Raw genomic sequence first — 18,847 nt, 5'->3', positions numbered from 1 at the left:
CCCAGGAGGCATATTCGTTTATCTCGGAGGATGATGTAACGCTGCGCTTACAGGCACTGATCCGTGAACAACAGGAAGATGGAGGGTGGCCAATAAGCTTTCCTGCGGTCAGCCCGGGAGGAGAGCTGGAATGGCGCGGCTGGTTCACGGTCGAACGGCTGCGGACGCTTCGGTCCTATGGTTACCTCAAGGTTACTGAGTAATCATTTTTTCACTTCTTATCAGGCAGCATTTCCGCTGATATACTATTGAAAGCTGGAAACGCTGCTATCTTAGAGAGGGGATTGGAAGATGAAAATTTTGATAACGGGTGCCTCGGGTAATGTCGGGTCAGGCGCATCGGAAGCGTTGCAGCAGCAGCATGAGGTTCGGTTATCCGATGCCATGCAGCTGGCTGTCTCGCTTCCGTTCTTTCCTGCGGATGTCCGCGAGCAAGGGGCATTGGATGCCGCTTCCGAAGGCGTGGATACCATCATACATACGCCGGCTTGGCACGGCATTCATATGGGAACGCATTCAGAGCAGGAATTCTATGATCTGAATGTAACAGGCACGTTTCAGATGTTTCAATCGGCTGTTCGCAATAACGTGCGCCGCGTGGTCTGGTTATCGAGCATGTCGGTTTACGGCACGGACTTCTATGCGTACACGAAGAAGCTTGGTGAGCAGCTGTGTCAATTCTATCATGACGAGCATGGGATCGAGGTCATTATGCTGCGTCCGGCGGATTTCACGCCTTACCGGGATCTTCGGCATTATGGTGAAAGATTGCTGCATGGCGGTGTCGACCGCAGAGATGTGATTCAAGCGGTGGCAGCGGCTGTCAATAGTCCGCATCCATTCGGTGCTTACCATCTAGTCCGTCATGATCCATTTACGGAAGAAGACGTAAAAGCATACGCAGCATCGCCGGTTGACGCGTGGGACAAGCTTTATCCCGGTGCCAAGCGGGTGATTGAGAAGTATCAGATGACGCCGCCTGCACAGATTCAGCCGATGGATCTAACCAAAGAACGGGACGAGCTGGGATACCGGCCGCGTTATAATTTCGGAACGTTCATCCAAGAATCAAGTCTTGAGTCTTGATCTGCATAACGCCGCTCAGCCGAGTGGTTAATATGCTTGCTGGACGCAAAAGCTACAATCGACGTTATTTAGAGCTATAGGGAGTTTTACGGCATGAAAACCTTTTATTGCGACCTTGAAGTGACCATGGATATCATCGGAGGGAAATGGAAACCCGTCATCCTGTATTATCTGATCAAGGGTCCGAAACGAACAAGTGAATTGAAACGCCTCATCCCCAGCATTACGCAGAAAATGCTCGTTCAAACGCTCCGAGAACTAGAAGAAGCCGGGCTACTAAGCCGAAAAAGCTTCAATCAAGTTCCGCCCAAGGTGGAGTATTCGGTTACCGAGCTAGGCTTATCGTTAGAACCTATTCTGCGCGCATTGTGCAGCTGGGGAGGCAGCTATGCGGAGACATCCTATGCCGAAGGGGATTTCGAAATCCTGCACCTGGAGTAGGAGTAGGAGTTGAAATTTAAACGAGGCAGTGTGCGCATCTATCGAATCGTATGAGCCTGTTTTAGAATCGGCCATCCCTAATGAGGATGGTCTTTTTTCTGCGCTGCGATGCATGAATGTGCCTCGTCTGTAAATCATAGACATAACTGACTTCAGGCGCAGTACAATTATTACTTTTTGGTGACTATATCAATAATAAGTGCGTACTTCTCATAGCAATCGCGTTGCTGCATAATGACTCTCGTGGGGCGGGAGGTTTGGCGCGGGACAAGAGACAGTTGGATGGGGGGATGGGAAGGTTGAAGGATTCTGAAGCACGCATGAAGAAGCATTTGGAAATATGGAGTGAAACCGACCGTCAGAAGAGAAAACAAGCTATCGACGAGTTGTATGCCGAAACGTGCGAAGTGTTCGATCCTAACTATGCAGATGTCTTTCGTGGACATGATGCGCTCATGGGATTAATTGATGAGGTGCAATCGAAGTTTCCCGGGTTTGTCTTTACGAAGAGGCAGCAGGACGAGCATCATAATATTGTAAAGCTCACATGGAGCTTCGGACCGTTGGACCAACCAGATGCAATAACTGGGGAAGATGTGTTTATCATGAATGGAGATCTTATTCAAACGTTGTACATTTTCATCGACCATCCGTAATTAGATCCGCTTCTATATAATGATGAAAACAAAAAAATGGCGTCACAAGGTCTTATTCTTGTGGCGCCATTTATATATTAATCTCATTAATCATTAGATAGCTTAAATACCTCAAGCAGCTTGAAGAACAAGCTCAACAGGATGGAAACTATGGTCGCGAGCGCCATTCCTTTCAGCTCGATGTGACCCCATTTGAGCGCCATACCGCTTAGTCCGATGACAAGAACGACCGTTGTCAGAATCAGGTTAGCCGGCTTGGCATAATCGACTTTCGTTTCCACGAGCATCCGAATGCCCGAAGCCGCGATAACACCGAATAGAAGCAAGGAGACGCCGCCCATGACCGGTGTAGGAATCGTTTGAATAAGTGCTGCGATTTTGCCGACGAAGGACAGAATGATGGCAAAGACGGCTGCGCCGCCGATCACCCATACCGAGTAGACGCGGCTAATAGCCATAACACCGATGTTTTCCCCATAAGTCGTATTCGGCGTTGAGCCGACCAGCGAGGACAACATAGTGGAGATACCGTTCCCGAGCAAGGATCGGCTGAGACCCGGTTCTTTGGAGAGATCCCGTTCGACCATATTTCCGGTAACGATCAAGTGACCGATATGCTCGGCAATAACGACTAGCGCGGCAGGCGCGATGATCAGAATGCTGGACCAATCAAACTCCGGTTTGTAGAAGGTTGGCATACGAATCCATTTGGCAGCTTGCCAAGTATCCGCGATATGTACCAATCCAAGCATGGAAGATAACACGTAGCCCACAATAATGGCGACCAAGATCGGAATCACCTTCAATATCCCGCGAAAAGCCACAGTGCCGATAACCCCAACTAAGAAGGTTGCCAGCGAAACAATTAATTCGGTGGAATTGGGTGACCAATCGGCAGCTCCGCCAGGTGCGATCAATCCGGCCATTCCGGCAGCGGTTGGAACCAATTCCAACCCGATTACGGCGACGATTGCTCCCATTGCGGCAGGTGGAAATACGACATCGATCCATTTGGTTCCTACGGCTTTAATAAGAAGCGCAACAATGGTGAAAATCAACCCAACGATCAAGAAGCCGCCAAGCGCAGCATTGTAGCCTTTGGATCCGATGACAATGAATACCGGAGAGAGGAAGGCGAAGCTTGAGCCGAGGAATGCCGGGATTTTCCCTTTCGTCATCAAGATATAGAGCAATGTGCCGATCCCGTTCATGAGCAGGATCGTTGCCGGATCTACCTTGAATAGAATAGGGACCAGTACGGTGGAGCCGAACATGGCAAACAAATGCTGCAAACTGAGCGGAATGCTTGCTCCAATGGATGGACGTTCTTCAACTTGAATGATGCGTGACACGGATGGATCCTCCTTTTTTTAACTTCCCGAACGTTATTTTATCATGAATGCGACATATTTCGACATATTTTTTTAACAAATTCCGAATTTTAGTCAATCCGTACTGGAAATAGGTTGAATGTAGTGTGGCCGATCAGCCTTAAACTATTCCATGAGTGCCTAGCTGAGCGAAGAGGGAAGGCGTGCATAGGATTTCAAATAAATGAAAGCAAAGACGATGACGGTCTTATTCCGACATCTGCGAATTAAGTGAAATGATAGGCTTGCACTCGCATCACATTGCGGATGCTGGACCAGATATCGACGCTTGCGCCTCCTAGATACCAATAGCCGTAACCGGCAAGGGAATACGACTCGCCGAGACTGACTTTCAACGCGATCGAACGTCCGTCCTCGAGCCAGATCCAATTCAATGTCGACCGATCCTTGTAGGCTGCATAATACTGGCCGAGTTGATCGTCCCAAGTTGTCTTGATTTGTTTGGCCAGCACAAGACGGTTCTGCTGCGGCAGATCCAATACTTCGGATTGCGTTGTTCCATTGCTGTATACGCGCCAATTGCGCGTATACATCGGCAACGCCAGAATGACCTGCTCGGCTGGCACCTGTTTCAGCAGCGTCTCGATTCCTTGCTTCAACCAAGGGAGGGAAGAGACCGAGCCGGCCACGGGGTCGCCGCCCCAATGCTCGTCATAGCCCATGAGAAGGAGATAATCGGCGTATTTTGCTAATGCGGCATAGTCGAAAACTTCCGTCCAATCCGTTCCGAGATCGGGAGAGGCGTTAACGGATAATACAGCAGGAACACGCGCTAATTCTTGCTTCAAGGCCGCAATGAAAGCCGTGAATGAATGCCGGTCTTGGGGCATCATATTCTCGAAGTCGATATTAATGCCGTCGATATTATATTTCCGTACGCGATCCGTCAGCTCCTTAATCAAGGTCTGGCGCTTAACCGCACTGATCAACATGAGGTGGGTCATCTCTTGATCGGAATGATTGCCGACCATCGCCCATACCTTCTTGCCCTGCTTATGCGCCCACGCGACAAGCGAGGTATCCGATTGATCTTCGAACGCTCCTTTCTTCCCAATGAAGTACCATCGCGGCGATAAGGTGTTCACACCTGCCTGCACGGCTTGCTGTTCGAACTGCTTGGTGGTCTGTCCATACTGCCAGCCGAGCTGGATCTTGGCTTGCGGCGCCGCCTTGATCTGTTCCGACCAGCCCGGATGCGTCCATGTTCGGTTCATCAGTACGGCTGCTTCTTGCCTGGTCATCGAATCCGATGGACGGAAGCTGCCGTCTTCGCCGCTCATCAGTCCCAAATCGTACATGCGATAGATAGACGGAAGCGCCCAATCGTCGATAAGGTCTTGATCCTCATAGATGGCGTCCCGATCACTAGGATCGCTCTCTAGCCGCTGCTTCAGCGCGCGTGTGAGAATGACTGCAGCTTCTTGACGCGTAACCGAGCGGTTCGGCTCGAACAGAGCGGGAGAGGTGCCTTGTGCCAGGTTCAATTGAATCGCGGGCTGCACCCATTCGTAGAACCATGTCGTCTTGGGAACATCGGTGAACGTAGGAATTGCGCTGGATACCGGCTTGATTCCAATCAAACGTTCGATCATCGTCACAAATTCGGCGCGCGTGATCGCTTTATAAGGTTCGAAACGTCGTACTCCCGTACCTGTAATGAACTTAAGGCTCGACATATTAAGAATCGCTTCCGTTGCGAAATTGTTCTTCAAATCGTCATATGGAAGTTGAACTGCTTCCGCAGCAGATGCAGGATAAGGCGTGATGGCAAAGGAGGCGGCGCTGAGGATCAGACTAAGCGCAATAAGCGCTCGTCTAAGGGCAGCGTTGTACTTCATAGCATGGTTCTCTCTTTCTTGATTCTAATCGTATAAATCTCATCCTTCTATCGTAATCAATCGCGGTACCAATACCTATCCTCAATAATTGGCAGAGCTGCCTGAAACCTTTAATAGGCGTGTGTTGAATTGATGTCGGGTGATAAGAACTTGATAGCTTTCCCGAGCCTATTCCGTAAAAAAGGGTAGGCTTGTGTGATTTCAAAAAAGCAACAGAACAGATTTTGAAAGATTGCGATTGAATAAAATACATAAAATGGTATATATAATATCCTGGTAATATTGTTAATGACGATTGGAAAGGCACAGAAATTCAACATAACCTCCTTCGACAATACCGGAGAGACAACGATTATAATGATTAAAATACATCGCCAGACAACTTAGTCCCACTTACAAAAGTAGATCATGCAAAGTTTACTAAATGGTGGCGCGGGTTTCGAGAAAATACTCACTTGATGAGGAGTGTTAATTTGACATCACTTTTTGGTTTTATTGACGAACATAATCAAGTAATAATTGATCCCATTTATGAAGATGCGACAATGTTTTATAACAATAGAGCAATAGTATCTAGTGCTGGGCATTTCCTTATGATTGATAGAATAATAGAGTAATTTCAAACCTAGCTATTACAGCAACCAGCGGTTTTGTTGAAGGGGTAGCTTTAGTTACTAAAGAAGATAAATTTGCATATCTAAAGATAGACGGAACTTTTTAATTCCTCCTACATATTTGCGGGCGTCAGGGTTTTCTAGTGGTACGGCAGTTGTCTCAACGACTTCAGGTTATGGGGTTATAGATTCAAATGGTGATGTTATAATCCCTTACGAATATGAACGTTTAGGAACTTTTCATAATGATCTAGCTCCAGCAAAACCATATGGAAAAAAGTATGGCTACATCGACAAGTGCAATAATCTTATTATCAGCAATGAATGGGATAAAGCAAATATATTCTTTGAAGGATTGGCAATAGTCGAATTAAACGGTAAGTGTGGTTTTATTAACAAGAATGGAGACATTAAAATTCCTTTGAAGTATAAATATGTAGATCATTTTTCTGAAGGGTTAGCTGTTTTTCAGCGGAATGGTAAATATGGTTTCATGAATTATGATGGGGTAGTCGTTATTGATCCTATTTATAAAGACGCTGAGCCGTTTGGAGGAGGGATCGCCCAAATTAGGTTAGGAAAGCTTTGGGGATATATAGATCGTAACGGAATATTTGCAACTAAATATTTAAAATCAACTGAGACAGCTATTCTATATCATGGCGAGGTTCCAGGTCACCTTAATAAGGATTTAGTAGTTCGATTTTTTCCACACAACCTATGACGATTGATGCTACTTCTGAGGTATAGCTCTCTAGTCCATCCAATACAATTAACATGCCAATACCTAGTACAACTATACAAGCGAATGCTCAAGTACATAGCCTGATGACAACGAAGCCAGGCGAGAGGCAATAAAAAAGGTAAGCGGCTGATCTTAACGAGATCGGCCGCTTACCTTAAATTAATACTCAAGCAGTCTGATTATGCATTTCATACGTCAATTAGGGGAGACAATGAGAATAGAGTTTATAGCATAGTCTAGAAGATCTTTGATTTTTTGATTTTCTTCTCCAGCTTTCACTAATATTCGGAGACCGTGTTGTGTATTTGCTAAACTCTTCGCTATTATACTTGCTGGGAAATTTTTACTAATCTCATTTTGTATCTGACCACGAACAATAACTTCCTCCAATAAATTCTCAGATTCCTTAAACATCGCTTCAATTTCAGTCTTTACCTCTAAATCATCTGTTCCAAATTCCAGAGCTACGTTTACAATAAAACATCCTTTGGGATAGCAGTCACTTGGAGTAAGGAGAGATGATTTCCATAATTCTAATGCTTTCGCAGCTGAATCCTCTCGGTTTAATAACTCACGCATTTGTTCAAGGGTTTGAATTCTATAGAGCTGAAGTGTTTTCAAAAACAAAGTATGTTTATCACCGTAAGCTCCATAAAGACTCTGTTTTTTTAATTTGCTGGCAGCTATCAAATCTTCCAAAGAAGTACCCTTATACCCTTTGGTCCAGAAGGTCAACATCAATTGGTGAAGCACTTTATCAAAATCAAATTCTCTTGGTCTGCTCATATGCACATTGTATCTTTTACGAGCTATAAAGACAATACACGCTAAATTGATTGCAAAGATCTGCCTGAAAAGGATGATTCCATAAAGTCATGAATTCGGAATTTCTGTTTTTCCTAGAGGATACGAATGAGTTTACTGTGCAAATTAAAGAGGTAAATTGATTATTGACTAAACCGTCAATAATTGATATTCTAGGTACGCATCCGGTACCGGTACTACAGGAGCAAATTCATTTATTCTTGTATAAGTCCTTGAACGTAGGAACAGATTATTAATAATCCACTGGAGAAAACATTGTCGAGCCGTAGACCTTAGAGACTTAATGACTTTTGGGGAAAAATAACTTTTTGACATAAGAGGAGATACTTTTCATGACAACGCCTAAAAAACTTCTTTCCACATATAATCTAGGAAGTCTTACCTTGAAAAACCGAGCAGTAGTTGCCCCGATGACTCGCACTTCTGCCGAAAAGAATGGAAATGCAAACGATAGAATGGCGCGATATTATCAAAGCTATGCTGCGGGTGGATTTGGTCTTGTGATTACCGAAGGAACATACCCAGATGAAGAATACAGTCAAGGATATAGTTTTCAACCAGGAATCGCAAATGTTGAGCATGTCGGAGCTTGGAAACAAGTAACTGAAGCTGTTCATGCTAAGGGTGGTAAAATTATATTGCAAATTGCCCATGCTGGTGCTCTCGCTATAGGTAATATTTATAAAGAAGGGACAGTGGCTCCTTCGGCTGTGAAGCCATTTGGTGAGCAATCACCAGCATTTGGAGGTGATGGCGGCGAGTATTTAACGCCGAAGGAACTTACACGAGAAGAAATCAAAGCTATCATAGCCAGTTTTGCGGAAGCAGCTTTAAGAGCTGAACAAGCAGGGTTCGACGGGGTAGAGATTCACGCGGCAGCCGGTTATTTATTGGACGAATTTTTGACAGATTTCACAAATCTACGTCAAGATGAATATGGCGGATCAACTGAGAACCGTGTACGTTTTACAACCGAAATTATTAGAGCCGTCAAGGAAAAAGTGGGTCAACGTATTGTTGTCGGCGTTCGAATATCGCAGGCTAAAGCCAATTACTTTGTGCACAAGTGGGCAAACGGTGAAGAAGACGCCCGAATCATTTTCGAAGCCATTGGCGCAGAAAAGCCCGATTATATCCACATCACTGAATATAATGCCCATGCACCGGCCTTCGGGGATAGTGGTTCGACACTAGTTGAATTAGCGAAAAAATATGGAAATACGACTATTATTGCTAATGGGCAACTGGATCAGCCAGAGGATGCCGAAAGGGCGCTGGAAGCAGGTTCAGATTTGATTTCACTAGGAAAAGCCGCACTAGCTAATCATGACTGGGTGGTCAAAGCAGAGAAGGGTCTTCCGTTGGAATCATCTTTAGAGAATATTTTGGGTCCTACACCTAGTCTAAAAGACCAAGAATTATATGGGCATGCGGAGTAAAGAATATCCTTATTGAAGAACAATAACGAGACTAATATGAGGATTTGTACAAAATAGATTTCGTGAAAATTAAATAAAGATAAAGACAAAACTGGCCGAAAGGCAGGTCTCACTGTCCAAGTGATGACCGCCGGGTTACCCAAACAACAAAAACACGGCCTATGGGTCGTGTTTTTGTTGTTTGCTGCCTTTTTTAAACGATATTGTAACAGTAACGATTTCGTTACGACTCGATAAAATAAATAGATAATACCCGGAGGTGCGTAATGAAATTTGGCTTTATTGGAGCAGGAGTCGTTGCTCAAACGCTGGCGAAGCATCTGTTGCTGCACGGCCACGAAGTCATGCTGAGTAATAGCCGTGGTCCCGAAACGTTGTCGGAGCTGGTAAGTTCGCTCGGTGCTGGCGCGAAATCTGGAACGCCATCAGAAGCAGCTGAGCAGGACTACGTCATTTTGAGCGTAGCGTGGTCGCAAGTTCCTGCAGCTTTGTCGATGGTTCCTGATTGGACAGGCCGGGTTCTTATTGATGCTACCAACCGTTTTGACAATATGGATTCCCTTGGTGACTTGTCAGAAGTGAATTCCAGTGAAATCGTAGCGCAATATGCTCCGGGCGCTCGTGTAATCAAAGCTTTCAACACCGTTCCGATGCAATGGATTCAGGATTATACGGAAAAGAAGCCGAAGACGGTCCTTTTCGTATCTGGAGACGACAGCCCGACAAAACAAGTTTTCCAAGAAATCTGGGAGGGAATTGGTTTTGCATGCATTGATCTCGGCCCCTTAAGCCAAGGCGGTAGTCTTCAGCAAATAGGCGGTCCTCTTGCTGGGTTGAATTTGAATTTCTTGGAGAAATTCTGCGTCTGAAGCAACATTTAAGGGTTGATATGCTATCCGGAGATCTTTAATTGATATCTGAATCGAGATTAACTAAAGATTAAAAATGTAAATAAAGGGATGGAAATAGCAGATTCGTTGCTTTCCTATCCCTATAGTCAAGGAGGATGAAATATGGCACGCATAGGAAGACGCATCATCCAGTATCGCTTCGGCGATCCTCAAGAGGTTCTTGAGGTGGAGTCCGCGACTTTTGACCAACCACTTGTCGAAGGCGAGGTGCTGGTCAGGATCACAAGGAGCGTGATTCATCCAGGTGATCTCCAGCTGATTGCCACAAAGTACTCCGATTCGTCGGAAAAGCTGCCCGAAGGTCGGGTGCCTGGCCTCGAGGCGGCAGGAGTCATCGAGGATGCCGCGCAGGGAGCACTGGATGGAACCGGTTTGACGATGGGCATGCGCGTGGCGTTCTTCTACCCGGGAGCATGGCAGAGCTATGTAGCTGTACCTGCCCAGGCTTTGGTGGCATTGCCCGATGAGATTTCGGACGTAATCGCGACCCAGCTGCTCATCAATACCATCACAGCCCGGCATGTGCTTCGAGCGGGCTTGCGTGAACTAGAGCCGCGCCCGAGGCGGCTGATTCAGACCGGCGCATCATCTTCTGTGGCCAAAATGATCACTTACTTTGCCCTTCAGCAGGGAATCGACCCCATTCGCCTTGTACGCTCCACCCATTCAGGCGAACATTTGGAAAGGGAGCTGCCTGGCGGAAACGTGATCGCAACCGACGTGGATGGCTGGCAGGCTGAGGTCCGCAAAGCAGCCGGAGAAGACATCGTGCTGGCGGTTGACGGGGTCGGCGGCGACATGCTAACCGGACTATTCGGCCTGTTGGCCGTCAAAGGCCGCATCGTTTCCTATGGATCCTTGGCGAGTGGACCGTCAGACATGACCGCTTTAACGGTAAAGTCGCTTACACTGGTCGGGGCAACGATCATGACTTGGCAAGAAGATACGACGGCAGATGAGCGGATGCAAGACATGAAAGCCGCCATCGAGGTGGGAAGCAATTCGAAGCCCATGTTCTCAAGCTATAAGGAACTCGATCTATCCGATATCAAGCATGCCGTGGAAGCTGTTACTGCGCCTGGGAAAAAAGGCAACGTCGTTTTGAAATTCGAATAGCTGCTCTTGCGGCGCTGCTGCATCCCAGGGTGTATCAGCGCCGTTTTTTAACATGCAAGAAGCCAAGGCTGGTTTCGTGGAAAGGGGAAGTTGCCCAACGCTAAAAATATAAATATTGGCCCCTTTTATTTCAAGTGGGATAACTATAAGAGAGTGATAAATGATACTTTCGGGACAGCAGGAATTCAATTATTTCTTGGTTACAGGGGGAATTCGCCCCATTGATCCGCTAGAAGCGATTTCGGGGTTAAGCTCTAACGGAACAATATAGTTGAAGAAACGTAAAAAGGCTGCCGCGTGCAGCCTTTTTGTGCTAATGGGAGTTTAGTTATAATTGTTCTCTATAAGCAATGCCTTGTAGTGGAGTATGTCCAATACTTACAGGCTAATATCTGTAAAAGCAAGGAATGAAATTTAGTGACTCTGGAAGAAGTGTTAAAAAGGAGGCAATGTAAATCATATAATTCCAATGTCGAACACGGTTCGTCGACCTAATTGGCGCAACGGACAACTTCAATGAATCAGCAAGATAAGATTGAGGCGTGCAAATGATGGATATGATGTGCTATAATAAGTGCGCAAAACACATGTTTTGCGCACTTTCGTTTATACGGGATTATTTTTCTAGTACAAGTATCGTTATTCACAATTTTGATAGGCTTCTCCGCGTATATATCGAGGAAAATGAGGTGGGCATGCTTGCCGCGCAACTACGAGCTGGAGGAATTATACGGAGAACAGACGCGTGCCTTTCTGATCTGGATGAAACAAGCAGGCTACACGGCTGCGACGCAGAAGGAATATACAAGAGAAGTTCTTGCCTATCTGGCGTCATTGGACGGGCTGGATGTAGATAAAGCCGGAAAAATGCATATCATCGGATTTCTGGTCGCGAAGCAAGACTCGACTGGCGACCGAACACGGAATCGAACGTTATCTGCGATTCGCTCTTTTTACACCGCACTGGCGGATTTTGAATTGGCCACACGCAATCCGGCGCTGGAGGTCAAGAAATCCAAGACGGAGAAAAACAAAAAGCCGGTTTACCTCGAAGAAGAGGAGCTGGTCGAGAGCCTAGCGTTTATCGAAGGCCGTTACCGTGACCGGAACATTGCGATCTTCTTGCTGATGAGCTATTGCGGCCTGCGCGTAGGCGAGGTGCATCGGTTGAACCTGAAGGATTTCAAGAAGACAAAGGGGACGATCGAGGTATTCGGTAAGGGAAGGAAGTGGAACGAGATTCCAGTTCCCGAGGTACTGCTGTCCGTGCTGGATGAAGTCGAGAAGGACAGAATTACGCCTTACCGTGCGAAGGAAGAAGCGTTCTTCGTATCGCAGAAAGGGCAGCGGCTGTCCATCCGCCAAATTCAGAAGATCGCCGAGCAGACGTTCGCAGCGTTCAAGGCCCATAATCCCAAGGTCACGGATATGAAGCTATCCTGCCATAAGCTGAGGCATACATTTGCTACGATGCTGCTCAAGAACGGGGTAGATATTCGCGTGGTGAAGGAGCTGCTGGGTCACGCATCGATTGAAACCACGATGATTTACACACATGTGAACGATAATCAGAAGAAGCAGGCCATGTCGACGATTCATATTCCTTTGCACGCGATCGGGTAATTGACGCGTCAAATTCAAAAAGCTTGCCTATTCGCAGCCTCTGAGCCGCGAATGAGCAAGCTTTTTTTTAGGCGCCGCGGCTCGATCGCGCTTGATCCGAGCGAATATGGCCGCGCTCTGCGAGCAGCCATCGGAGCGGAGCGGGATCCGGCTCCGAGGTTAGGAATTGAACGAGCGGAAGCAAGCGGTTGAACAGCTCGTTCGCCTGCTCGATCTGGCCGGCTTGATACAGCTCATAGACAGTCACAAACTGATCACTGTCCAGATTCGCGCTTGTCACAATGCCGCCTTTGGCCCCGCAGCAGAGCGAGGCGAAGAACAGCTCGTCGTCGCCGCAAAGAACCGGTTTCTTCATCGTTCGGGCAAGCTTGAAGTTCCGTTTATAATCAGCAGTTCTCTCGTTCATGCCGACCATATGAGGCCGTTCCATAATGGCCTGTATCGTTTCCAAGGTCAGTGAGGCATGTGAGCTGCGGTAACGATCATCGAGAATGACGGGCAGCCTTGCTTGCGACAGCGCATCATAATGTTCAATAATGGCTAGCTGCGAATGGAGGCCGTCAACAGGAGGAGCAGCCAGAACGGCGTCCACTCCAAGCGACTTAGCCCATACGATTTGATTCACTGCATCCTCGGCACTGCTGCTCGAACCTGTATTGACAATCAGCGGAACACTGCCTAATGCGCTGCGCGCCGACTTCACAAGTAATTCCAACTCGCCGATTTCAACGAATGGCGACTCTGCGGGCGTGCCGTTCACGACTACCCCGCGGATGCCCTTGTCCACTAATCGGGAGACCATTTCCTCGAAAGATAGCAAATCCAGATGTCCGCTGTAATCAAACGGCGTGACAATCGGAACGATCACACCGCGCAGGTTCTGCTCTGTAAACATGACATTCTCCTCCAATTTCCCAAAATTAGCTCTGTTGTACGTTGATATTGATTGATATGGCCTGAATATAGTCCGTTTCGGAGCAAATGTAACCACCCATTTGGCGATGCGTTTGAGCAAGCCGATTTGCTCGAGGCGGGCAGTTGATGCGTAATCGCTATAACGCAAGTTCAACGAAGAAATTGTGACCAAACCGTGTTCAATTTCTTTCAAAAGTTTGAATTTGGATGGTGGAACTACGTATCCAAGCGGCTGGTGACACAGCTGGCTTGCTCTTTTAAAGTGGAAGCTGACATAAGCAAGCTACAAGGAGTTGAGAAAGATGAACGTACCCAAAGCGCTGCGAACGACTGCAGTCTTGGCGATGGCAGTCATGGTGATGCTGATCGCTGCTGGATGCTCGAACGAAGTCAGCGTGCTTAACCCGAAAGGGCCGATCGCGGAGCAGCAGCGGGATTTGATGTTTCTGTCCACCTGGCTTTGCTCGATCGTCATTGTGCCGGTTCTAATTCTATCGGCCATCATTATTTGGCGCTATCGGGACAAGAAGGACAGGAAGGCGGCCTATGAGCCGAATTGGTCACACAGCACCAAGCTGGAAGTGATCTGGTGGGGAATTCCGGTTATTGTGATTCTCGCAATCGCGGTTATCACCGTACGATCCACTTACGCGTTGGAGCCATCCAGGCCGCTGCAATCCGAGGTCAAACCGTTGACGATTCAGGTCACTTCCCTGAACTGGAAGTGGCTGTTCCAATATCCCGAACAGGATATTGCTTCCGTCAACATGCTGAAGATCCCGAAGGACGTTCCGGTTCGCTTCGAGATTACGGCCGATTCTCCGATGAATTCGTTCTGGATCCCGCAGCTTGGCGGTCAAATGTATGCCATGTCCGGCATGGCTATGACGCTGTATTTGCAGGGCGACGAGCTGGGCAAAACCTGGGGCTCTGGCGCTAATTTCACAGGCACCGACTTCGCGAAAATGTACTTTGACGTGGACACCGTAACCCAGGCGCAATTCGACCAATGGGTGAGCGGGGTCAAATCGAGTTCTCCCGCGCTTACGGAGGACGGCTACAAGCAATTGGCCGAGCCATCCGCATCAAAGGTGCTGACTTACTCGTCCTTCCCGAAAGGGCTGTTCGAACGAACAGTAACCAAATATGCGTCTGCTCATCATCATGGGGTATCTGGAAATGAGACGGACGGCAAGCCGGAGCATGAGATGGACGGCAAGTCGGAGCATGAGATGGACGGCAAGTCGGAGCATGAGATGGACGGTATGTCCATGAACCACTAGAGAAGACAGGAAGGGAGAAATGAAATCATGCTGGAGCGTATACAAAACTTCGCCTCCAACTTTTTTGTAACAGGCGATCCGTTGATTTACGGTGCGGACGTGAGTATTGTGCTGACGCTGCTAGCCGTCGTCGGAACGCTGACCTATTTCAAGAAATGGGGGTGGCTGTGGCGGGAATGGCTGACAACGGTCGATCATAAGCGGATCGGCATTCTATATATTCTTGCGGCGTTTCTTATGCTGTTCCGCGGCGGGGTGGACGCCCTGCTCATGCGGGCGCAGCTGGCTATGCCGGACTTACATTTCCTGCAGCCCGATCATTACAACGGGATCTTCACGACGCACGGCGTCATCATGATTCTGTTCATGGCCATGCCGTTTATGTTCGGTTTGTTTAACGTCGTCGTGCCGCTTCAGATCGGCGCACGGGACGTGGCCTATCCGTTCCTGAATTCACTCAGCTTCTGGCTGTTCTTCGCAGGCGCGATGCTGTTTAATCTGTCCTTCGTCATCGGCGGCTCGCCGGATGCGGGCTGGCTCGCCTATCCGCCTTATTCGGAGCTGATGTACAACCCCGGCGTCGGGCAAGACTTCTATATCTGGGGCATTCAAATCTCCGGGATCGGCAGCTTGATGACCGGGATCAATTTCATCGTTACGATTCTGAAAATGCGCGCACCGGGCATGAAGCTTATGAAAATGCCGATGTTTACATGGTCGGTGTTGTCAAGCTGCATCGCGGTCATCTTTGCCTTTCCCATCTTGGCGGCAACGCTTGCGCTGTTGTTCTTGGACCGTTACGCCGGTGCGCATTTCTTCACGCTGGACGGCGGCGGGAACCCGATGATGTACATCAATCTCATCTGGATGTGGGGGCACCCCGAGGTGTATATTATCGTACTGCCAGCCTTCGGGATCTTCTCCGAGGTCGTGGCGACGTTCTCCAAGAAGAAGCTGTTCGGTTATAAATCAATGGTGTATGCCATGATGATCATCAGCATCTTGTCGTTTCTCGTATGGGCGCATCACTTCTTTACGATGGGCTCTGGCGCCGACGTCAACGCCTTCTTCGCTTTGACGACAATGCTTATCGCAATTCCGACGGGCGTCAAAATATTTAACTGGCTCTTCACCATGTTTAGAGGCAAGATCACGTTCGAGACGCCGATGCTGTGGACGATGGGATTTATTCCATGCTTCGTCATCGGCGGCATGACCGGCGTGCTTCTGTCGGTAGCCCCGGCGGATTTTCAATACCATAACAGCTTCTTCCTGATCGCGCATTTCCATCAGGTCATTATCGGCGGCGTCGTATTCGGCTATTTTGCCGGGCTGTATTACTGGTGGCCGAAGCTGTTCGGCTTTAAGCTGAACGAGCGGATCGGCAAGTGGGCATTTTGGATTTGGAATATCGGGTTCTATGTCTGTTTCATGCCGCAGTATGCACTTGGATTAATGGGCATGACGCGCCGCGTCGTCACCTATAGCTGGGATAAAGGCTGGTGGGGACTCAATTTCGTGTCTACCATCGGCGCGGTCCTGATGGGAATCGCATTCTTGTTCCAGGTGTGGCAGATCGTTCACGGCGTTAAGCATTACCGCAGAAATCTCGATACCACTGGAGATCCGTGGAACGGCCGAACGCTGGAGTGGTCGATTCCATCGCCCGCACCAGCTTACAACTTTGCCGTCATTCCGCATGCTGCGGAGCTTGATGATTGGTGGGAAGAGAAGCTGCGCAAGGAGCAAGGGAATGCGGGTTCGCAGGTCAAGATGATGCTGGAACCCATTCATATGCCTAAAAATTCTGGCATCCCGATCGTAATGGCAGGCTTCTGGTTTATGGCAGGGTTCGGATTCGTATTCCACTGGCTGTGGCTTGCGATTCCGGGACTTGCCGGCGTTGCGATCAGCATGCTTGTTCATTCCTTTAATTATGATACCGACTATTACATTCCGGTCGAAGATATCGAGCGAACGGAAGCAGAAATAAGGCAGGTGACCCACGTATGAATGCAGCGCCTATAAGGGAAGAATCGACTGCCGGGCATCATAATCATCCGGATTTGGAAGAGATGCGCACGTTCGGATTTTGGATTTACCTCATGACGGATATCATGATTTTCGGTACGTTTTTTGCCACGTATCTCGTTCTAAAAAATAATACCAACGGAGGCCCGGGGCCAGCGGATTTGTTTGAATTAAGCGGCGTGATCGCAAGCACGTTCATTCTCCTCACGAGCAGCTACACGTGCGGGCTCGCGGTGCTTGCAATGAATCGCGGGAAGCTGCGGGCACTAATCGGATGGCTCGCGATTACAGCCTTGCTTGGTCTTGCTTTTATCGGACTGGAAGTGAAGGAGTTTGCTCATTTCGTAAGCGAAGGCGCAACGATGAGCACCAGCGCATTCTTATCGGCTTTCTTTACGCTCGTCGGCACGCATGGCCTGCATGTGACGGTTGGCCTCGTATGGATGGCTGGATTGATGATACAGCTTTCCCGCAAGGGAATAACGCCCGTCACGAAGCGGAAAGTGCAAATTGTCAGTTTGTTTTGGCATTTCCTTGATGTGGTGTGGATATTCGTATTCACCGTTGTTTATTTAATGGGGGTGAACTAAGATGGCGCATGTTGGCTCGGTTCATTCCGAAGAATCGCATGGATCTATTCGCTCCTATACGATCGGTTTTCTATGCTCCCTCGTTCTGACCGTCATATCGGTGGCTATTGCGGTGGGGGGTTGGCTGGAGGGCAGTGCGAAAGCGATCGTGCTCATGGCGGCCGGCGTATTGCAATTGGCTGTTCAGCTGTTCTTCTTCATGCATCTGCGCGAGGAGAAGAAGCCGCGTTATAACTTGATTTCCCTGATACTCGGGCTCGTGATCCTCGTGATTATCGTTGGCGGGTCGCTCTGGATCATGCTCTACAATACCGTTGCAGGCTGAATGCAGCGGATGGAGAGCGTTCGCTGCTCTGCGGTTATTAGGGTTAGATCGGCTCGTCGTGGTCAAGCGAAAGCAAGAGCTCGCATAATATGAGCGGAATAGCTCAAAATAAGACGACTTCGCCTTGCCATTGGCAAGGAATGGAGTCGTCTATTTGCGTTTATTCCAATTACCTGTTTCCGGAGGTGTCGCGTGCTGCACACGACAAAGCCATCGCATTTGTCCCAAATTGGCTTATTTGCATCGCTCCCACCTGAAATATTAAACCATATTGAGCTGTGCGAGCCGATCGCCGAATTTCAAACGGTGGCTAAGAATACGATCGTTCAAACGCCAGAGGAGGACAAGCATGGCTTGTTCTTCGTTATCGAGGGCGTACTTCGCCTGTTCAAAACGAACGCAGCCGGGAAGCAGTACACAATAGGCATGTTGAGCTCGGGCAGCATTTATGGCGAAATCGATGTGTTCTCGATGGGGACGAATGGTTATTATATGGAAACGTTGGAGGATACGGTGATCGGCATGATTTCCAAGGAGCAGGCCGAGCAAATATTGCGGACGTATCCAGAGGTCTCTCTTCGATTCTTAAGTGAATTGAGCTGCCGACTGCACGAGCGGAACGAAGTGCTGGAGAAGCTGACCATGAATGATCTCCGAGGTAAAGTGATCTTCTTCCTCCACAAGCTATCCAAGCGGTTCGGCGTCAAAGAAAATAACCGGCATTACATCAATTTGCCTTTTACCCATCAGGAATTGGCGAATATGATCGGGGGAACAAGAGAATCGGTTACCCTCATCTTACAAGAGCTTGCCAAGGAGGGCGCCGTGATCACCGCGAGGAAAAACATCATGGTGCGAGTCAAGAAGCTAAACGAACTGCTTGAAAATAAATAATCGATCCGTCCGGCTGTAACCATAATTTGAGACGTAGTCATTCGCGCTTATAAGGTGAGGATCGCCGCAATTATTACTTTTAGGTGACTATATCACTAAAAAGTAAGTACTTTTATCTTTAGAA

At 48.1% G+C, this 18,847-nt stretch carries 18 protein-coding genes; 14 read left to right on the top strand and 4 right to left on the bottom strand.

What is annotated here, in order from left to right:
* Positions 1-291 precede the first annotated feature (291 nt).
* From KXU80_RS05595 to KXU80_RS05585, 3 genes are all read left to right on the top strand, one after another.
* Positions 292-1,086 (top strand): NAD-dependent epimerase/dehydratase family protein, encoded by a 795-nt coding sequence (locus KXU80_RS05595; protein ID WP_219837274.1) that lies wholly within the window; start codon positions 292-294, stop codon positions 1,084-1,086.
* A 93-nt stretch (positions 1,087-1,179) separates the two neighbouring features.
* Entirely contained in the window at positions 1,180-1,527 is a 348-nt protein-coding gene (locus tag KXU80_RS05590) for a winged helix-turn-helix transcriptional regulator (RefSeq protein WP_219837273.1), read from the top strand.
* Positions 1,528-1,847: 320 nt separating this feature from the next.
* Positions 1,848-2,183, top strand: a complete 336-nt coding sequence (locus tag KXU80_RS05585; RefSeq protein ID WP_219837272.1) for a nuclear transport factor 2 family protein — start codon at positions 1,848-1,850, stop codon at positions 2,181-2,183.
* An 86-nt stretch (positions 2,184-2,269) separates the two neighbouring features.
* On the opposite strand, the gene uraA is transcribed toward KXU80_RS05585, so the two are convergent.
* Together uraA and KXU80_RS05575 are read right to left on the bottom strand one after the other, a co-directional pair.
* Positions 2,270-3,535, bottom strand: a complete 1,266-nt coding sequence (gene uraA, locus KXU80_RS05580) for a uracil permease (RefSeq protein ID WP_219837271.1) — start codon at positions 3,533-3,535, stop codon at positions 2,270-2,272.
* Between the two features lie 245 nt (positions 3,536-3,780).
* Entirely contained in the window at positions 3,781-5,412 is a 1,632-nt protein-coding gene (locus KXU80_RS05575) for a glycosyl hydrolase family 18 protein (protein ID WP_219837270.1), read from the bottom strand.
* Positions 5,413-5,870: 458 nt separating this feature from the next.
* On the opposite strand from KXU80_RS05575, the gene KXU80_RS28390 reads away from it, so the two are divergent.
* Together KXU80_RS28390 and KXU80_RS05565 are read left to right on the top strand one after the other, a co-directional pair.
* On the top strand, positions 5,871-6,029 hold the full coding sequence (locus KXU80_RS28390) for a WG repeat-containing protein (protein WP_374987778.1): 159 nt from the start codon (positions 5,871-5,873) through the stop codon (positions 6,027-6,029).
* Positions 6,030-6,147: 118 nt separating this feature from the next.
* Complete coding sequence (locus KXU80_RS05565) at positions 6,148-6,750, top strand: WG repeat-containing protein (protein WP_219837268.1); 603 nt, start codon at positions 6,148-6,150, stop codon at positions 6,748-6,750.
* Between the two features lie 216 nt (positions 6,751-6,966).
* Here KXU80_RS05565 and KXU80_RS05560 read toward each other — a convergent pair whose 3' ends face one another.
* Positions 6,967-7,557: a TetR/AcrR family transcriptional regulator gene (locus KXU80_RS05560; RefSeq protein ID WP_219837267.1), complete on the bottom strand. Its 591-nt coding sequence runs from the start codon at positions 7,555-7,557 to the stop codon at positions 6,967-6,969.
* A gap of 371 nt (positions 7,558-7,928) precedes the next feature.
* On the opposite strand from KXU80_RS05560, the gene KXU80_RS05555 reads away from it, so the two are divergent.
* The 4 genes from KXU80_RS05555 to KXU80_RS05540 all read left to right on the top strand — a co-directional run bounded on the left by KXU80_RS05555 (position 7,929) and on the right by KXU80_RS05540 (position 12,685).
* Positions 7,929-9,035 carry an oxidoreductase gene (locus KXU80_RS05555; RefSeq protein WP_219837266.1) on the top strand — a complete coding sequence of 369 codons (1,107 nt, stop codon included), beginning with the start codon at positions 7,929-7,931 and terminating at the stop codon, positions 9,033-9,035.
* A 266-nt stretch (positions 9,036-9,301) separates the two neighbouring features.
* Positions 9,302-9,904, top strand: a complete 603-nt coding sequence (locus KXU80_RS05550; RefSeq protein ID WP_219837265.1) for an NADPH-dependent F420 reductase — start codon at positions 9,302-9,304, stop codon at positions 9,902-9,904.
* Positions 9,905-10,048: 144 nt separating this feature from the next.
* Positions 10,049-11,062: an alcohol dehydrogenase catalytic domain-containing protein gene (locus tag KXU80_RS05545; protein WP_219837264.1), complete on the top strand. Its 1,014-nt coding sequence runs from the start codon at positions 10,049-10,051 to the stop codon at positions 11,060-11,062.
* Positions 11,063-11,824: 762 nt separating this feature from the next.
* Complete coding sequence (locus KXU80_RS05540; protein ID WP_374987777.1) at positions 11,825-12,685, top strand: tyrosine-type recombinase/integrase; 861 nt, start codon at positions 11,825-11,827, stop codon at positions 12,683-12,685.
* 67 nt (positions 12,686-12,752) lie between these two features.
* Here KXU80_RS05540 and KXU80_RS05535 read toward each other — a convergent pair whose 3' ends face one another.
* Entirely contained in the window at positions 12,753-13,580 is an 828-nt protein-coding gene (locus KXU80_RS05535) for a dihydrodipicolinate synthase family protein (RefSeq protein WP_219837262.1), read from the bottom strand.
* A gap of 322 nt (positions 13,581-13,902) precedes the next feature.
* Between KXU80_RS05535 and qoxA the strand changes: the two genes are divergently transcribed.
* The 5 genes from qoxA to KXU80_RS05510 all read left to right on the top strand — a co-directional run bounded on the left by qoxA (position 13,903) and on the right by KXU80_RS05510 (position 18,723).
* The gene (qoxA, locus tag KXU80_RS05530; RefSeq protein WP_219837261.1) at positions 13,903-14,883 is read left to right on the top strand and encodes a cytochrome aa3 quinol oxidase subunit II; all 981 of its coding nucleotides are present in this window, start codon (positions 13,903-13,905) and stop codon (positions 14,881-14,883) included.
* A 27-nt stretch (positions 14,884-14,910) separates the two neighbouring features.
* Positions 14,911-16,896, top strand: a complete 1,986-nt coding sequence (locus KXU80_RS05525; RefSeq protein ID WP_219837260.1) for a cbb3-type cytochrome c oxidase subunit I — start codon at positions 14,911-14,913, stop codon at positions 16,894-16,896.
* Positions 16,893-17,504 (top strand): cytochrome o ubiquinol oxidase subunit III, encoded by a 612-nt coding sequence (gene cyoC, locus KXU80_RS05520; RefSeq protein ID WP_219837259.1) that lies wholly within the window; start codon positions 16,893-16,895, stop codon positions 17,502-17,504. Before KXU80_RS05525 ends, cyoC begins: the two co-directional genes overlap by 4 nt.
* A gap of 1 nt (position 17,505) precedes the next feature.
* Positions 17,506-17,829 (top strand): cytochrome o ubiquinol oxidase subunit IV, encoded by a 324-nt coding sequence (gene cyoD / locus KXU80_RS05515; RefSeq protein ID WP_219837258.1) that lies wholly within the window; start codon positions 17,506-17,508, stop codon positions 17,827-17,829.
* 192 nt (positions 17,830-18,021) lie between these two features.
* On the top strand, positions 18,022-18,723 hold the full coding sequence (locus tag KXU80_RS05510; RefSeq protein WP_219837257.1) for a Crp/Fnr family transcriptional regulator: 702 nt from the start codon (positions 18,022-18,024) through the stop codon (positions 18,721-18,723).
* Positions 18,724-18,847 lie beyond the last annotated feature (124 nt).

Origin of the sequence: Paenibacillus sp. R14(2021), from assembly GCF_019431355.1 — a bacterium.
Taxonomy (GTDB): Bacteria; Bacillota; Bacilli; order Paenibacillales; family Paenibacillaceae; genus Paenibacillus_Z.
The sequence above is the reverse complement of the archived record's forward strand: the minus strand, read 5'-3'. Positions and strand labels throughout refer to the sequence as shown.

Excerpts from the sequence above, each read along its gene's own strand:
- KXU80_RS05525 (WP_219837260.1), top strand. The coding sequence starts at position 14,911 with ATGCTGGAGCGTATACAAAACTTCGCCTCCAACTTTTTTGTAACAGGC.
- KXU80_RS05595 (WP_219837274.1), top strand. The coding sequence starts at position 292 with ATGAAAATTTTGATAACGGGTGCCTCGGGTAATGTCGGGTCAGGCGCA.
- cyoC (WP_219837259.1), top strand. The coding sequence starts at position 16,893 with ATGAATGCAGCGCCTATAAGGGAAGAATCGACTGCCGGGCATCATAAT.
- KXU80_RS05575 (WP_219837270.1), bottom strand. The coding sequence starts at position 5,412 with ATGAAGTACAACGCTGCCCTTAGACGAGCGCTTATTGCGCTTAGTCTG.
- KXU80_RS05555 (WP_219837266.1), top strand. The coding sequence starts at position 7,929 with ATGACAACGCCTAAAAAACTTCTTTCCACATATAATCTAGGAAGTCTT.
- cyoD (WP_219837258.1), top strand. The coding sequence starts at position 17,506 with ATGGCGCATGTTGGCTCGGTTCATTCCGAAGAATCGCATGGATCTATT.
- KXU80_RS05560 (WP_219837267.1), bottom strand. The coding sequence starts at position 7,557 with ATGAGCAGACCAAGAGAATTTGATTTTGATAAAGTGCTTCACCAATTG.
- KXU80_RS05550 (WP_219837265.1), top strand. The coding sequence starts at position 9,302 with ATGAAATTTGGCTTTATTGGAGCAGGAGTCGTTGCTCAAACGCTGGCG.
- KXU80_RS05535 (WP_219837262.1), bottom strand. The coding sequence starts at position 13,580 with ATGTTTACAGAGCAGAACCTGCGCGGTGTGATCGTTCCGATTGTCACG.
- KXU80_RS28390 (WP_374987778.1), top strand. The coding sequence starts at position 5,871 with ATGAGGAGTGTTAATTTGACATCACTTTTTGGTTTTATTGACGAACAT.
- KXU80_RS05545 (WP_219837264.1), top strand. The coding sequence starts at position 10,049 with ATGGCACGCATAGGAAGACGCATCATCCAGTATCGCTTCGGCGATCCT.
- KXU80_RS05585 (WP_219837272.1), top strand. The coding sequence starts at position 1,848 with ATGAAGAAGCATTTGGAAATATGGAGTGAAACCGACCGTCAGAAGAGA.
- qoxA (WP_219837261.1), top strand. The coding sequence starts at position 13,903 with ATGAACGTACCCAAAGCGCTGCGAACGACTGCAGTCTTGGCGATGGCA.
- KXU80_RS05590 (WP_219837273.1), top strand. The coding sequence starts at position 1,180 with ATGAAAACCTTTTATTGCGACCTTGAAGTGACCATGGATATCATCGGA.
- KXU80_RS05540 (WP_374987777.1), top strand. The coding sequence starts at position 11,825 with ATGAAACAAGCAGGCTACACGGCTGCGACGCAGAAGGAATATACAAGA.